We start from the raw sequence: 13,475 nt of genomic DNA on the forward strand, positions 1-13,475 counted from the left end.
CCACTCGCTACTCATCCGAACGCCCCATAACGCCGTGGGTCGGGCCGATCCCGCAAGGCCCGCGCACTGTCACGGGCTCTCCTGCTGGTGTCGTCGGCCGCACCGGGTCGGTCCTCCTTGTCGTCGGCGTTGGGATCTCCGTTGACCGCCGCGTCACCGTGTTTGGACAGGTTGCCGCCCGCACCGAGCGCGATGCCGACAGGAACGTTGGTGGCGACATCACCCGTCAGGCTTCGCGCCGCCGAAAGGGTTCGCCCGTCCGTGGCCCGGTGAACAGCCACGCTCCCCGCTCCCCCGGTGAGACCTCCGGCAACCGCTCCGAACGCCATCTGCGAGCTGTCGAACCGGTCCCCGCTCCGCAGGTTGTTGACGGTGTCGCCGGCGACGGAGGAGAAGGCGCCCAGAGCCACGCCGTCGACAGCGTTGGCGACCACACCTCCGCCGAGCTGCGAAGCCAAGCGACCCGCGACGAACCTGCCGCCGAGGGCTCCCAGAACGCCGTTGACCGCATTGCTCTTGAAGTCGGCGTCATCGCCGGTGGCCACATTCGTCGCGACACCGGCCCCGGTCCCGGCGGCCCACTGGAGACCCAGCTCGACGCCCAGCCTCAGCCACTTACTGTTCCTCACCGTCGTACGAATGGTCTGGAACATCCGGGCCGCAGCGGCCAGCAGGCGCCCCAACCTCGTGGCCGCCTCCACGGCCTGCGCGCCCAAACGCACCGCATTCGCCGCCCCGGCGGCCGCCGAGAACCCGACAGTGACGAAGGAGAGCAATACGGACGCACCGATCGAGACCCCGATCTCGAGGTAGATCTGATGAATCTCGTCATTGATCTCCTCAATGTCGTCGGCCGCCTTCTCAAGCCCTCTCGCGGCCTGTTCGAAGAGCGGCAAGGTCTCCTCGACCGCCTTTCCGACATTCCGCCAGTACGCGTGGAAGGCTTCGGCCGAATCTCCCCGCCAGTGCTCGCCGAGGACACCTCGCACCATCCGGTCGAGCCCGCCGTACGCCTCCTCCAGCTCCTCCCCCATGGTCCGCCACCCTCTGGCCGCCGCACGCAGCACATCGGGACGGCCACCGGGATTCACGACCTCGATCCCGGCTTCGTAGACCTTTTCGGCGACGCTCTCCTCGCTCAACTCTTCCCGCCCCCGAACAGCCCGGCGAGGGCGTCGTCGGCCGCTTCGGAGTTCTTCGCGTTGTCCCGTACGGCCTGACTCACCGCATCGAACTGCCGAGCCAGATTCCCCAATGCCTCGACCATCCCGGCGGCCAAGTCGACGTAGGCCGACGTGACCTCTTCCGACTCCGTCAGAAACCCGAACCCGTCATGGATCGGTTCCGCCCCCGTCGTACGCTCGAATGCCTTGACCGCACTCGCCAGGTCATAGGCGCGCGTGTCGAACGCGCGCGCCAGCTGCCCCAGTTCCCGCGCATCCAAGTAGAAGTCCCCAGCCATACGCAGCTCCTGCTCCCCGTCCTCCGAGATCTTGACGTGCACTTCCGCAACCACGCACCGACCGAAGAGTCACGGGTTGCACACGATGGAAGGACGGAGTCAACGCAGTGCGGGCAAGCGCCCATTGCGGAGAACGCGCGGTGCGGCCGCACCGGGCGCGCCAGATCTCACGGGGTCCGCGATCGCCCCCTGCTTCGACACCGACAGCACTGTCCCGCCATGGAGGGGGGAGTCGGCGGCCGACCCGTCGACGAGGCGGGTCGCATACGGCGGGGTACGGTCACGCGGAGGAGGCGGACTGGCCCACAAGGCGAATTGGTTCAGTGCCGGCGACCGCGACCGCAGCCCTGCGAGGGGCAGTGTGCCCGGTCGCCAGAGCACCACGAAAGCCCGGCGATGCCCCTGATCAGGAGCGCAGAGCCGCCGGTGCGCCGCAGCCGTGCCGAGCCGCCGACTCCTCCGCGAAGTGGGCCAGATCCGCCCGCTCCTCGTCGGTGAGCGGGTCCGAGGTGAGCTTCCGGTCGCTGCCCTGGACCGGCGTGGCGTGGTAGTAGCCGACGCCCAGCGCGCCCTGGCACGCGGCCGACGTCCAGACCGTGGTGCTGTCGGCTCCCGAAGGTGTCTCGTGACCGCCGTACTTGCCGTTGACGACGGCGTCCGACGCATCGCTGAAGGGCCCGTACGCGGCGACGAGTCGCAGGTCGCCGCCGAGGACGCACTCCTCGACCGGCGACTTCGCGGCGTCGGTCTCACGCACGGTCGGCGCGGAGGTCATCCCCTCGCAGGTCCCCGTGGCGGCCCCGGTCGACACCGTGCGGGCGCCTGCCGCCGGAGCGGTCAGCTTGCCCGCCTCTCCCGGTTCGGACTCACAGCCGGTCTTGTCAGCCGCCCGCTGCGCCGTCTCCACGGCGGCCCGGGCGAGCTTGAGGCGTACGGACTCGGTGACTTCGACGTCGTACGGCGAATCGGCCGTCACCAGGATTCCGCTGCCCTCCTTCGGTGTCCAGTTCTTGCAGCTGAGGAGCACCGATGCCGTCGACTCCTCGTTCTTGTTGACCATGAGCCCCTGCCACCCGCCGTTCAGGGGTACGGGAGTGGCCTTCTCGTTGTCCTGGTAGGCGCCGTACGCGTTCATGGCGCCGGCCGTGGTCTCGATGGCGATGTCGATGCCGTCGACCGCGCACCGCGTCGCCAGACCGGTCGGCTCGGTCACGTCGTGCGCCACGTCGAACTGCCAGCTGGACACGTCGAATCCCAGACCGAGCAGGGACAGCTTGGACTTCCCCGCGAGATCCAGGACCGAGCCGACGGGCAGCATGCCGCTGCACGCCCGCGCGGTCCTGGCTGCCGGGTACTGGAGTTGGAATCCGTAGCACCCGGCCCCCAGCAGAGCGAGTGCCACCACGGAACCGGTCAGTCGACGTCGGCCATTCCCACCTCGGAGGCGCCGGAGGAGTCGGCCATCAAGAGCCCTGCCGCCTTCAGCCACCCGAAGGGCCCGGAGAGGCCGGTCCCGACGGCGTCGCCGAGGGAGCCGCCGAGCACTTGAAGACATCGTCACCGAGGTAGCTCGTGGCGATGGTCAGGGCAGAGACGAACGCATTGGTCAGCGAGTCGTCGAGAGTCCGCGCCGGCGGCGGCTCCTTCACCTCGATCTCAAGCATTGCGTGATCGCTCGTCTTCTCTCCCGGAATGGCACAGGGCAGAGCCAGCCACGCCCGGTTCTGGTTCACGTTTCCCTTGGCCACCCGCACCTTGGTTGTCTCCAGGTATCCGGTAGCCGACCCCACCTTGAAGGTCTTGACGGTAGAGGGGCCCGGAGACCTGTACCTGTCGAGGTTGTCGATGGTGTCCGAGTGAAAGAGATAGTCGACAACCACTGCGTGCTTCTTGCCGTAGAGCGAGCAAGACCCGGCAGCATTCCACTTAGTGGGCGAGAACTTGTCGACGTCCTCCTCGGTGACGCCGTCGTCGCCGACCAGCGTCTGGAAGGCCTCTCCGTCGAGCTTGCCGCCGCACACCGGCTTGCTCTCGTCGTTCGTCTGCTTGTCCGAGCTGCTGCAACCTGCCACGGCCAGCAAGGCAACGGCGACTGCGATCAGGTTTCGAGTTCTCCGAGGAGCGCGTGACAGCACAGCAATCATCGTCCGTTCACTGAGGAGTTCCAGGTGGCGCCCGCCGTATGGCCCGACTTCGCGGCCTGCTCCACGGAGCCGGCCAGCTGGCTGAGGTCGTCATCCGACATTTGCCGACCCGAGTGTTCGACGGCTTCCCTTACCGATTCAGCACTGGATTTGCCGACCGCAGTCCAGCCTTCGGCGTACTTGTTGGCCGCTTCCCGCTTGGCCTCATCCGTGGTGTCTTGTTGAACTTGTTCCACCACCATTGCTTGGACATCCTCGACAGCCCAGCCGGCGATCGTTCCCACGATCGGTGCGGCCGTTCCTGTCGCCGCGCCGACCGCCATACCAAGACCACGTCCGACCCACTTGTCACCGTTGGCCACGGCGTCGTTGAAGTCCTTGTCGGAGGCGGAGTGCTCCTCGAAAATGGCCTGATCGCGTGAGTCGCTGAGAAATCCCGCCACGACGCCCCCGGGATAGGTGACATTCTGCATCGCGGCAGTCAGGTTCGACGGGTCTCCCTTGGCCACCTCCTGCATCCAAATGGCCGTGTTGGCCTTGGACGCCTCGGTGATCGCGACATAGGCGTCGGGATCCCGCCCGACCGTCGAGATGAACGGCTCCAGGGTGCCCATGTCGAGGTGGGCATCCGCCCCGAAAGGCTTGATCGTGCCCTGTTCGTTGGCGATGGACGCCTGCACGTCCGCCATGTACTCCGCCGTCATGTTGCCCAGGCTGTCGCGGAGCGCGTCGCGGCCGGAGTCACTGGCGAGGTTGGGATCGCCGCCGATGGTGTCGACCACTTCCTTCATCAGGGCCGCGCGCTCGGCGGTGTGCTTCACGGGAGCACCGTCGTCGTCGAAGGCACGGCCCGAGGTGGCGGATTCCATGGCGTGGCCGAGGTTGTTGTACCCACTGGGGTTGGCGGGGTCACCGGTGTACCCCGGCCCCTCGGGCCAGTGCCGGTCCTTGAGCAGGTAGTCGAGGTGGTCCACCTTCTCACCGTCGATGGTGGCGTCGGAGGTGAGGAACTCTGTGGAGGCATCGGGGTTGTGCCCCAGAGCGTCCATGAAGCCGGTCATCGGGTCGAGCGCCCCGATGTTCGTCGAGCCCAGTGTCCGCGGGTACCCCCAGTAGGCATCCGGGTTCTGCCCGCCGTTGGCGCCGTTCTTCTCCGCGGTGATCAGCGCGTCGCCGTAGTCCTGGAGGAAGTCCTTGTCCCACTTGCCCTCGCTCATCAGGCTGCTGGTGAGCTGGTAGCCGCTGAGGCCGTACGGCGACTCGGTGGGGTTGGCGTTGAAGTCCCGTTGGCCTGCCTTGAGGAGGTCGTTCTGGAACTTGGTGATCTCGGGGTCGGGTCCGCCCTTGCGGTGGTCGTCCGAGGTGGTGGCCGTACCGATGGTGGTGCCCAAGTTCGCCTTGAGCTCCTTGAGTTGGGCCAGCTGCGCCTTGGAGAGCGTGGTACCGGCCGGTGGGCTCATGAGCTCGTTGTACTTGCTGAGCATGTTCTCGCCACCGGTCTTGACCGCGAACTCCCGTGAGAACTCGGGGTCGTTCTTGTTGGCGGAGAGAAGCAGGTTCAGTTTGGTGATCTCGGCGTCGGTGAGACGGTCCTTCTTGTTCATCAGCGCGGACGCCTGGTCGGCCTCGACGGCGTCGAGCGTGGTGTAGACGCTGGTGTTGAAGGACTGGTTGTCACCACCGTTGGCGTCGCGCTCCAGAGCCGAACTGGCCGCCTCGTCGGCGGCGGTGGCCACCTCCAGGACCCGCGTCAGCCGGGAGACGAGCGAGTCCAGCTTCTTCTTGCGCTCCTCGGCGAGGCCCGGCGAGGCGGACGCGGTCGGGCTGTCCTGCCGCGGGTCGACGTCCTCGACGCGGCCGTCGTCGTAGACCTTGTAGTGGTCGTTGCGGGCCTCGTCGAGCAGCGCGTGCAACTGCTTCTGGGACGCGGCGAATTCGCCGTGCGCGTCCCGCAGCAGCTTGCCGATGCGCTCCGCCTCGGTGGCGGCGTTCTCGTACTCGGTGCGGGCCTTGCCCATGGTGACGAACGCGGCGTCGGCCGCGTCACCGTCCCAGTGGCCCTTGAGGTGGTTGACGACCCGCTGCTCGAACTCCCGCTGCAGCGCTTCGTACTTGGCCGGCAGCGCCGCCCAGGACGCGGCGGCGTCGGCCAGCGGGCCGAGGTCGGCCTTGTCGAGGTAGGGGATGGACACCATGTGCGACTGCTCCTTGTGAGGGGGTTCCGGTACGACTCGACGGCTCGCCCGGGCGCGGCGGTACGGCTACCGCCACGGGCCCGGGGGTCGGCTCACCCGAAGGGCGTGCTGATCGAGTTCTGCCGGGCCCGTTCCTCCTGCTCGGTGCGGGTGTAGTGCCCGCTGGTGGCGTGGAGTTTGTCGCTGATGTCCTGGAGGAGGCGCTTGAGGTTGAGGACCTGGGAGCCCCAGCGGACGTCCATGGTCACCAGGGAGCCGGCGGTCGCCCAGGACCCGCCCTCGGCCAACCCGCCGGCCGTGTGCTTGTTCAGTCCCCGGGAGGCGCTGAGGCAGTCGTCGTCGGCGCCGTTGTCGGCGTTCTCGGTGTCACCGCGCAGTTCGACAAGGGCGTTGGCGGCTTCGTCGAGGCGCTGGGTGTCGACGTTGGTACCACCACCGCCGCCCCCTCCCCCACCCTCGGCGGGCACGGAGTTCAGCCGCGTCCGTGGCGTCGCCTGAGAGGTTCCACCCTGTTGTGGCCCATCGAAGGGAGTACTCATCCCTTGTCCCATCCCCGTTGTGAAAGTGGTGGGCAGTCCTGGTTCGCTCACTCGACGACGGGTCGCGTTGCATCCGTACGACAGTGAGGCGCCCACTCCGCCCAGCCCCGCCTCGGCGACCCAGGCACGGACATGCCAATCAGCAGGCCGAAGATACCGGATCTTCCTTTCCGGGAACCACTGTTGGCCGCACTGTGGACGCCTTGGCGATGCACTGGAGACCCACTTGGGATGCGCCAGGGACGCACCGGCGATGCACTGTGGATGAACCGGGGATGCACATGCGAACGGCCCGACGAGTTCCTGCCCGTCGAGCCGTCAGCCCTCACCGTGCTTCAGCCCGCCGGGGCCTCCACGACCGCGCCGGTCGGCGCCTTCGCCCCCACCGACTGGCCGAAGCCGTCGTCCGTCAGGTCCTGCATGTCAGCGCGTGTGCTGTCCTGCTTGATGAAGTACGGCTTGCCGGTGGTCGCCACGTACCACGTGACGGACTCCCCCTTCTCCGCCAGAACAACCGGCACCGCCTGCTGCCCGTCCACCGTGGTGACCTGCCCCTTGGTCGCCTTGCTGCCGGCGTCGAGCGTGTCGGGGGCGGTGACCTGCTCCTGGTGACACCAGCTGGCGAGCTTCGCCATGAGCGGGTTGCTCGAGGTGCCGTGGGTCCACTTCTCGGTGGAGAACGACTTCTCGCCGAGCGCCGAGTTCATGCCCTCGGCGAACGTCGAATCGGGCTTGGCCCAGATGTCGTCGCCCTTTCGGATGATCTCGAAAGAACCCTTCCCTGAAATCTCGACACTCCCCACACATTCCGTGGCGGAGAGCCGGAGGTCACTCTTGGTCCCCTGCCGCTCCATCTTCTCGTGGAAGGACCCCGCTTCGGCGTTGGTCTTCATGCCGGTGTCGTAGATCTCCTTGGCGGAGAGCTTGTCGATGCCGTTCGGCTTGGCAGCGGGGCCGGCATCCGCCGCCTTGGACGGCGTGGACCCGGCTGCGGACTTCGACTTCACGGCGTCACTGCCGCTGTCGCTGTTGCAGGCGGTGAGCGACGTCAGTGCGGCTGCGCAGAACAGTGCGGTGGCGACATGGCGAATTGGTTGGACATGTGTGCGCACGAATACCCCCGTGGAAATTCCTGATTACGGACGAACAGTCTTGATCATCTAAGCAAGAAGTCATCCGGCGCTCCAAATCGGCCCTCTGGAGGCGGAGTTGCGGCCCGCATTATTCCGAGGCGTCACGCTGAGCTGCCGATGAGCTGTCGCAGCTTAGCGGAGTCTGCTTGTGTGCCCAAACCGCGAAAGGGGGGTTAAAGCCGGGGCTGGAGCGAGGCGACACCAATAATTCACGTGACCCGCGCAGTGTTTGCACCCTGGGACTCGGGCGCGAAGGAGTCGACGGGGCTCGTGACCGCCAAGGATCGCCGCCACCAGCCCTATCGCCACCGTACGTTTGCGCGGCGGGTGATTCCCGGGACCGGCTGCTGGGACGGTGTGGTGATGTCGGTCGCGCGGACTCTGGAGAGGCGGGCGCTAACGCTTCCGGGCCTGCCCGAAAACGTGGCGTGGGCGCAAAGATGGTCAGACATCTTTGCGCCCACACATGAGGATCAGGATCCGCGCGGGACCGATCCTGCGACTACTGCTGCGGCGGCCACTGCGACTGGGGCGGGGTGGGCTGCTGCTGGTACGGGTTCTGTTGCTGCGGCGAGACGGGCTGCTGGTAGGGGTTCTGCTGCGGCGGGAAGGGCTGCTGGCCGTACTGCGGGTACGCTCCCGGACCGCCGGGCCCACCGTTGTTGTTGTTCTTGTTGCGCCGGGACAGCTTCACGATCAACAGGACGATGAGGCCGACCACGACCAGGGCGATGACACCGAGGACGACGAAAAAGATCATCTGCTTCTGGTCTGCCTTCTCTTTCTCTGCAGCGGATTCAGTGTCAGATGTACCGGTGCTTGCGGCAGCGGATGGGTTATCCGACCCCGGGGTGGCGAGAGGGCCGTACTTCGAGCCGGCGGGGATGTTTTCCGTCAGCGCGGCGAGAGGGCGGATCTCTCCGTAGCCGTACTTCTCGTCGGGGAGAGAGATGCCCTTGGCAGAATCCGGGAGGACTGCGGTCTTCACGAGGCGATTGGCGATTTGCCCTGCCGTGAGGTCAGGAAACTTCGACCGCAGTAGCGCCGCAGCAGCAGAGACAAACGCAGTCGAGTCTGACGTACCGTCACCGATCCGTAGCCTGTTTCCTGGAGCCCCCGCCGTCACGATACGTGTAGCGGGTGCGGTAAGCATAAGCTTAGGGCCATAGTTCGAATTTGCCCAGTACTTACCAGACTTGTCCACACCGCCGACAGCCACAACACCGGCAGCATTGGCCGGGAACGGGAGATCGGGACCGATCCCATCATTCCCCGCGCCAGCCACGATCAAGACGTCCTTGTCGAGCGCGTAAGAAACGGCCGCGAGATCCTCGGGCGAACCACTATTTTCGTATCGAGAGTCTACGAGGGTCATGGAGATATTGATGACTTGCGCTCCATGATCCACCGCATAACGAATCTCATCTGCGAATCCAGATCCGTGCTCCAAGTTTACGCGGATTGGAAGGATCTTAGCCTCTGGTGCAAGCCCGATCACGCCATCTGCCGCTCCTGCCCCGTGACCGTGTCCAGCGATGATGGAGGCCATCCCCGTACCATGATCGTCATCTGTCGGGGACGCATCATTGTCACCATCGACAAAGTCCTTGCCTTGGAGCACGTTGCCCTCAAGGTCCTGGTGCTCGGCATTGACCCCGTCGTCGATGACTGCGACCGTTACTCCTGCACCTTTCGAGACCTTCCAGGCGGATCCGGCTTGAAGCGCGTCCAGTGCCCACTGATCACGTCTTGTCTGGTCGGCGGAAGCAGCAGGCGCTACGCCAAGAATCAGCGCGCCAGTCAGCGCCATGGCACCCAACGCATGCACCGTTCGCTTCAAAGCCATTCCGTTTTCCCTATCCGGTTACTGAACGTGGGCGTGGCCCGGAAGCCACGCCCACGCATCCTGTCACGTGCCGGTGAGCCGGACTGCGAGCGACTACTCGATGACTCGAGGAGCTGCGTTCGTCTGCGGGGTCCAGGTCTCCTCGTCCTCGACCAAATAGTCGGGACGCTCGCCCTCGCGCTGCTCGTCTTCCTTACGGCGACCAGTACGCGAACCGGGAGCACCTGCGATACCGCCCTTGCGGACAGCACTGGCTCCCTTTCCCGCGGCACCGCGGCTGCTGTGCAGACCCGAGCCACCGGCAGTGCCCCTGCCTGCCCCCGTACCGGACTTGGGTGTGCCACCGACTACGCCACCACGAGCCGTGCCTCCGACGCGCCCGGCTGCGCTCTTGGCGGCACCCGCGCCGCCCACGCCGCCGGCACCCGCGCCCGCACGACCACCCGCCATACCCGCCGCCGTGCCGCTGGCACGGCCGACGATGCCACCACGAGCAGCGCCAGCTCCCGCCGCGCCGCCTACTGCGCCGCCGACGAAGCCTGCACCGCCGCCCACGCCGCCACCGCCAGCAGTTCCGCCGCCGACCGTGCCAACGCCGCCGACCGAAGGTGCACCGGTTCGGCCGCCGGCAATCCCGTCAATCGCAGTACCGACCTGAGGTTGCGTAGTGGTGGGCTTGTGCGCGCCACCCGTAATGCCCGAGGGCGGTGACACAGCCTTCGACGAGCTAATCGAGCTGACCTGACCTGTACGAGCCGTACCTGCCGTAGCCTGTCGCGGGCTTGCCGTCGCAGTCCCCGCAGGTACAACCACGGGCGCTGGCGCAACGCCACCCGGCTCACCGGGGTAATCCTCCCTGTCATTGACAGGGTTCCCCTTCCGCCACTGCCCCATCTCCGCAGCCCGACTGTTATAAGCCGCCCCCAACGCCTCCATCTTCACAGCCATCCGAAGCTGCGCCTCGCGCCCCTCCGAAAGGCTGCCCGCGTTCCCGTCAAGGGCCGCCTGCGAGCTTTCGCCGCTCTTGAGGGCGTTGTTCGCGCCCGAGTCGTCGCGGTCGCCCATGTTGCCGATGTAGTCGAGGGCGCTGGAGACCTTGCCCGGTTTCTCCATCGCCATGATCTCGGGCTTGATCTGCGCGAGTGTCGCGGCGGCGCCCTTGAGGGACGTCGAGGTGTGGGAGGCGTACTTCGAGCTGTCGGTGAGCTTCTTGCTGATCACCTGCGCCCGCTGCCGGAACAGATCCGCGCTCTGTCCCTCCCAGTGGGCGAGAACGTGCTCGACAGCCGCGTCGAGGCTCTCCTTGATCCCGCCGGGACCGACGAGGTCCTTGCTCAGGGCGTCCCACGCCGCCGCCACCCGGTTCACCGTGCCCGGATCGGCGTCACGGACCATGTCCTTCATCTGGTCCATGTCGTAGTTCAGCCCGAACGGCGTGCTGTGCTTCGCCGAAATGCACTGGTTCGTCTCGACGTACTCGAAGTCGTCGATGTCCTTGTCGCCCATGTCTACAGCCCCCTCATGCCCACGTAGCAGGACATCCCGTTACTTCCTGTTGAACGCCGCATAGTTCTCCGCCTCAGCGTCGCTGAACGCGTCATGCGTCTTCTTCGTCTTCTTCCCGAAGTCGTCCAGCACGTCTTCCAGGTGCGCGACGATCTCGTAGAGACGCTCCTTCATCGCTTCGTGCGCGTCGTACAGCGCCTTGGCCTCACCGAAGCCCGTCCCCAACGCGCCCTGCGGCAGGTACGTGTTGCCCATGCAGCTCGACTTGGACGTCGTCATGTCTCTGATGACGCCGTTCAGCTTGGTGATCGTCCCCTCGATCTCACTGAGATCGACCTTGTACTGCTCAGCCATAATGCTCAGCTCCCCGTTGACTCCACGTTGTTACCCACACCCTGCTTGCGCCGCCAGTCTCCGAGCACCCGGCCGCCTCCGAACAGCAGCAGCACCAGGGCGAACCCGGCGGCGACCACGTACAGCGCGTACCGTTCCGTTCGTTGCTGTTCGGTCTCGCCGAGGACCAGTGTCGCGGCCTGGACGTCGGCCGCGTCGCCCACGGGGCCGGCCGAGTCCGGCTTGGGGCCGTCGGCCGAGGGCTCCGTCGTGTCGTCGTTGACCGCCGCGGTCGGGTCGACCACGCCCCAGCCCACGAAGTCGTCACGGCCCGCCTTGGTCCGGTCCGCCGTCTGCTCGATCTGGGTGATGACCTGCTTGTAGCTCCACTTCGGGTGCTTGGCGCGGATCAGCGCGGCGACACCCGAGACGTACGGCGCCGCGAAACTCGTGCCCTGGTCGACGCAGTTGCCGCCCACCGGGACGGTCGAGACCATGTCGATGCCCGGTGCCGCGACGCCCACGAAAGGTCCCGACTGGGAGAAGGGGGCGCGGGCGTTGTTCCGGTCCGAGGCGGCGACCGCGAGGACGCCGGGGTACGCCGCCGGGTAGGTCTCCTTGACCGTGCCGTCCGCACCGTCGTTGCCGGCCGCGGCCACGATCAGCGCGTCCTTCGACTGGGCGAACTCGATGGCCGATCGGAACTCGGCGTCGACGGCCGGGTTCATCTTCGACGCGGTGTCCTGCGAGATGTTGATGACCTTGGCGCCCTGCGAGGCCGCCCACCTGATCGCGTCCATCATCGTGCCGACATTGCCGCTGCCCTGGTCGTCGTTCTGGCGGATCGGGATGATCGTCGCTTCCGGGGCCAGGCCGACGAAACCGGTGCCGTCGAGCTTCCGGGCCGCGATGATGCCCGCCACCTTGGTGCCGTGGCCCACCTTGTCGGTCTTGCCGTTGCCGCCCGCGTGCAGGTAGTCCTTGCCGTTGGCGACGGCGGTCTTGAGCTGTGCGTTGACGGTGTCCACGCCGGTGTCGATGACGGCGACCTTGACACCCTTGCCCCTGGTGTCCTGCCACAGCTGGTCGAGGACCACGCGCTGCAGCGACCAGGGGGTTCCCTTGATGACGTCGGACGGGAACGAGCAGCTGGTGTCGTCGACCTGGAAGCGCACGTCGTCGTCGGCCAAGACGGTCCGCACCCGGTCCGCGGCGGCTGCCGGCGCGGCGCCCGCGAAGGGCAGCCCACAGGCGAGGACCGCCAGGGCGGCGGTGCCTGCGGCGCTCCGACGCGCGGCGCGCGATGCCCCGGATCCCACTTGTTACGTCCTCCCGTTTTGTTTCTGTACGGGGCGCATGGACCGGCTACGAGCGGGTCACCCGACTATGAGCCGATGACTCGACTTGCGCCGATGACCCGGCTATCAGCCGGAAAGTCCACACGCCCCGTGAACCGCCGATGGGGGCGAGCGCGCTGTCGCACACTCGCCCCCATCAGACGGTCACGTCAGCCGCCCCAGATCTGGGCGTTCTTCGACTCGGTCGCCTGGTAGTTCTGGGCGGCGCTGTCGAGGGCCTTGGCGATGGCCTCCAGCGTCTGCTGCATGGAGGCGGCGCGCTGGTCCCACTCGGCCTGCTTGGCGCGGTAGGACTCCTGCGCCGAGCCTTCCCAGCTGGCGGAGATGCGCTTCACGCCGCTCTCGAGCTCGTCAAGCTGCGTACGGATCTTGCCCGCGGTGCTGCGGACGTCCTGCGCGGCCTGGGAGATCGTGGCGAAATTTACAAGAATCTGCCCGGACATCTCTTCTGTGTCTCCTCAGATGTATGGATGGTCGATCACGGACGTGAGCCGAGGCGCACGGGTCCGATCATCCGAAGGGGGACGAGGCAGCGATGTTCTGGATGGACGCGCGCTGCTCCTCTTCCGAAGCCGCGTAGGCCTTGGTGCTCTGGTCGATCGCTTCCTTGATGTCGTTCAAGATCTGGTTGATCTTGTTGGCATCCTGGTTCACCTGCGACTGCAGGTTGTTGTACGCGGTGGCCGCCGAGCCCTTCCAGCCGCCCGTGATCGTGTCGATCACGGTCTGCAGGCGGGAGATTTCGCCCTGGATCGAGGAGTTGACCGAGGAGATCTTGCCGCTGAACGCGACCATCTCCTCCTCGGTCATGGTGAACTGCTGTCCAGCCATGTTGTGTCCCCCATGAGACGTAGGAGTTCTGAGTAGACCCTCACTCGGAACGCCGTCACCGAATGGTGGCAGGCGTATCCAGTCCGGTCTGGTTCCACTCTAGTCGCATCCGCCGACAGAGCGAACAT

General features: G+C 66.5%; 13 protein-coding genes. All 13 read right to left on the reverse strand.

From position 1 onward, the window contains the following. Window positions 1-11: 11 nt before the first annotated feature. Window positions 12-1,142 carry a WXG100 family type VII secretion target gene (locus tag OHN19_RS11370; RefSeq protein ID WP_330264083.1) on the reverse strand — a complete coding sequence of 377 codons (1,131 nt, stop codon included), beginning with the start codon at window positions 1,140-1,142 and terminating at the stop codon, window positions 12-14. Continuing rightward, a complete protein-coding gene (locus OHN19_RS11375) occupies window positions 1,139-1,504 on the reverse strand; it encodes a hypothetical protein (RefSeq protein WP_330264084.1) in 366 nt (121 codons plus the stop codon). Before OHN19_RS11375 ends, OHN19_RS11370 begins: the two co-directional genes overlap by 4 nt. Before the next feature lie 364 nt (window positions 1,505-1,868). Then, window positions 1,869-2,867 carry a hypothetical protein gene (locus OHN19_RS11380; RefSeq protein ID WP_330264085.1) on the reverse strand — a complete coding sequence of 333 codons (999 nt, stop codon included), beginning with the start codon at window positions 2,865-2,867 and terminating at the stop codon, window positions 1,869-1,871. Window positions 2,868-2,943: 76 nt separating this feature from the next. Next, window positions 2,944-3,606 (reverse strand): hypothetical protein, encoded by a 663-nt coding sequence (locus OHN19_RS11385; RefSeq protein WP_330264086.1) that lies wholly within the window; start codon window positions 3,604-3,606, stop codon window positions 2,944-2,946. Next, window positions 3,603-5,801: a DUF6571 family protein gene (locus OHN19_RS11390; RefSeq protein WP_330264087.1), complete on the reverse strand. Its 2,199-nt coding sequence runs from the start codon at window positions 5,799-5,801 to the stop codon at window positions 3,603-3,605. The genes OHN19_RS11385 and OHN19_RS11390 overlap by 4 nt, the downstream gene beginning before the upstream one ends. 92 nt (window positions 5,802-5,893) lie before the next feature. Further along, a complete protein-coding gene (locus tag OHN19_RS11395; protein WP_330264088.1) occupies window positions 5,894-6,268 on the reverse strand; it encodes a hypothetical protein in 375 nt (124 codons plus the stop codon). Between the two features lie 407 nt (window positions 6,269-6,675). Further along, a complete protein-coding gene (locus OHN19_RS11400) occupies window positions 6,676-7,452 on the reverse strand; it encodes a hypothetical protein (protein ID WP_330264089.1) in 777 nt (258 codons plus the stop codon). Window positions 7,453-7,975: 523 nt separating this feature from the next. Beyond that, entirely contained in the window at window positions 7,976-9,319 is a 1,344-nt protein-coding gene (mycP, locus tag OHN19_RS11405) for a type VII secretion-associated serine protease mycosin (protein ID WP_330264090.1), read from the reverse strand. A gap of 93 nt (window positions 9,320-9,412) precedes the next feature. After that, a complete protein-coding gene (locus tag OHN19_RS11410; protein WP_330264091.1) occupies window positions 9,413-10,825 on the reverse strand; it encodes a hypothetical protein in 1,413 nt (470 codons plus the stop codon). A 39-nt stretch (window positions 10,826-10,864) separates the two neighbouring features. After that, entirely contained in the window at window positions 10,865-11,179 is a 315-nt protein-coding gene (locus OHN19_RS11415) for a hypothetical protein (protein WP_330264092.1), read from the reverse strand. A 5-nt stretch (window positions 11,180-11,184) separates the two neighbouring features. Then, window positions 11,185-12,477 (reverse strand): type VII secretion-associated serine protease mycosin, encoded by a 1,293-nt coding sequence (mycP, locus tag OHN19_RS11420; RefSeq protein ID WP_330264093.1) that lies wholly within the window; start codon window positions 12,475-12,477, stop codon window positions 11,185-11,187. 188 nt (window positions 12,478-12,665) lie between these two features. Next, window positions 12,666-12,959: a WXG100 family type VII secretion target gene (locus OHN19_RS11425; protein ID WP_007385065.1), complete on the reverse strand. Its 294-nt coding sequence runs from the start codon at window positions 12,957-12,959 to the stop codon at window positions 12,666-12,668. A gap of 67 nt (window positions 12,960-13,026) precedes the next feature. Beyond that, window positions 13,027-13,347, reverse strand: a complete 321-nt coding sequence (locus OHN19_RS11430) for a WXG100 family type VII secretion target (protein WP_007385064.1) — start codon at window positions 13,345-13,347, stop codon at window positions 13,027-13,029. Window positions 13,348-13,475: the final 128 nt, after the last annotated feature.

Origin of the sequence: Streptomyces griseorubiginosus (assembly GCF_036345115.1) — a bacterium.
GTDB classification, from domain to species: domain Bacteria; phylum Actinomycetota; class Actinomycetes; order Streptomycetales; family Streptomycetaceae; genus Streptomyces; species Streptomyces griseorubiginosus_C.

Excerpts from the sequence above, each read along its gene's own strand:
- mycP (WP_330264090.1), bottom strand. The coding sequence starts at position 9,319 with ATGGCTTTGAAGCGAACGGTGCATGCGTTGGGTGCCATGGCGCTGACT.
- OHN19_RS11385 (WP_330264086.1), bottom strand. The coding sequence starts at position 3,606 with ATGATTGCTGTGCTGTCACGCGCTCCTCGGAGAACTCGAAACCTGATC.
- OHN19_RS11410 (WP_330264091.1), bottom strand. The coding sequence starts at position 10,825 with ATGGGCGACAAGGACATCGACGACTTCGAGTACGTCGAGACGAACCAG.
- OHN19_RS11390 (WP_330264087.1), bottom strand. The coding sequence starts at position 5,801 with ATGGTGTCCATCCCCTACCTCGACAAGGCCGACCTCGGCCCGCTGGCC.
- OHN19_RS11425 (WP_007385065.1), bottom strand. The coding sequence starts at position 12,959 with ATGTCCGGGCAGATTCTTGTAAATTTCGCCACGATCTCCCAGGCCGCG.
- OHN19_RS11430 (WP_007385064.1), bottom strand. The coding sequence starts at position 13,347 with ATGGCTGGACAGCAGTTCACCATGACCGAGGAGGAGATGGTCGCGTTC.
- OHN19_RS11415 (WP_330264092.1), bottom strand. The coding sequence starts at position 11,179 with ATGGCTGAGCAGTACAAGGTCGATCTCAGTGAGATCGAGGGGACGATC.